Origin of the sequence: Stenotrophomonas sp. HMWF003 (assembly GCF_003061285.1) — a bacterium.
Classification (GTDB): Bacteria; Pseudomonadota; Gammaproteobacteria; order Xanthomonadales; family Xanthomonadaceae; genus Stenotrophomonas; species Stenotrophomonas maltophilia_AP.
The window spans coordinates 1-1,226 of sequence record NZ_QAIW01000187.1; the positions used below are offsets into that span (position 1 = coordinate 1).

Below are 1,226 nucleotides of genomic sequence, written 5' to 3' on the forward strand. Positions count from 1 at the left end.
GTTCCCGGCCCGCAACCGGCTGATCGCCGGGCTCAGCCTGGGCACGGTGGTGATCGAAGCGGCGGTGCGGTCCGGGGCGCTGATCACCGCCCGGCTGGCGGCCGACGCCGGGCGTGAGGTCTTCGCCCTGCCCGGCTCGGTGCGCAACCCGCGGGCGCGCGGCTGCCACCGGCTGATCCGCGAGGGCGTGATGCTGGTGGAGCACCCCGACGAAGTGATCGCCGGGCTGACCGCGCTGGCCGGCACCCTGGGCCAGGCCTTGCGAAGCCGGCTGGATGCCCCCACTGAACAGGCACGACCGGCGCCTCGGCGCGCCCCCTCCTTCCCCGACCCGAACTACCAGCGCTTGTGGCAGGCACTGGATGACAACCCAACGGGTATGGATTCACTGATCCAGCGCAGCGGATTGACGACGGCCCAGCTGTCGGCCATGCTGCTGGTCATGGAACTGGAAGGAAAGGTGGTTGCCGCCTATGGCCGCTACTGTCGAAAACCCTAGTTTCTTCACCTCCACAGCGTCGTTGACGCAGGCCGAGGGGCAATGAAAGAGAGCATTCTGGATGTCCTGCTGTACCTGTTCGAACATTATTTCAGCGAGGACCCGGACCTCGTCCGTGACCGCGACACCCTCCAGAACAGCCTGATACAGGCCGGCTTCAGCCCCACCGAAATCAAGAAAGCATTCGACTGGCTCGATGCCCTGGCCGACCAGCGCCCGGCCGTGAACGTGGCCCGGGTCGACGGCCCGGTGCGCATCTACCACGGTCCGGAGCTGGACAAGCTCGACGTGGAAGGTCGCGGATTCCTGATGTTCCTGGAGCAGCACGGCATCCTGGACGCCAACCAGCGCGAGCTGGTGCTGGACCGCGCCATGGCCCTGGACCAGGACGAGCTGGATCTGGACGACCTGAAGTGGGTGGTGCTGATGGTGCTGTTCAACCAGCCCGGGTCCGAGGCCGCCTACGCCTGGATGGAAACGCAGATGTTCATAGACGAACCGGAACCGCTTCACTGACCGTACACTGGGTGCCTTGCGCATTCAGGAGCGTGCCGTGGGCCAGTGGTTCTATGCAGAAGGAAATCGCCAGCAGCGCGGGCCGCTGGCGTCCGATGAGCTGATCGCGCTGTACCAGTCCAGCCGCATTGCGGCCGATACGCTGGTCTGGCGCGATGGCATGGCGCAGTGGCAACCGCTGCGCGAGGTGGCCGACGAGATCGGCCTGGTG

At 66.3% G+C, this 1,226-nt stretch carries 3 protein-coding genes; all 3 read left to right on the top strand.

From position 1 onward, the window contains the following. A partial coding sequence (locus tag DBR34_RS07510; RefSeq protein WP_146186791.1) for a DNA-processing protein DprA occupies positions 1–499 on the top strand: 499 nt, incomplete at its 5' end. 42 nt (positions 500–541) lie between these two features. Next, the gene (locus DBR34_RS07515; protein ID WP_038685975.1) at positions 542–1,015 is read left to right on the top strand and encodes a DUF494 family protein; all 474 of its coding nucleotides are present in this window, start codon (positions 542–544) and stop codon (positions 1,013–1,015) included. 37 nt (positions 1,016–1,052) lie between these two features. Further along, the coding region (locus DBR34_RS21265) for a DUF4339 domain-containing protein (protein WP_181393935.1) at positions 1,053–1,226 on the top strand (174 nt) is incomplete at its 3' end.

Bases quoted from the DNA above. Each gene is read 5' to 3' on its own strand.
- DBR34_RS07515 (WP_038685975.1), top strand. From the start codon at position 542: ATGAAAGAGAGCATTCTGGATGTCCTGCTGTACCTGTTCGAACATTAT.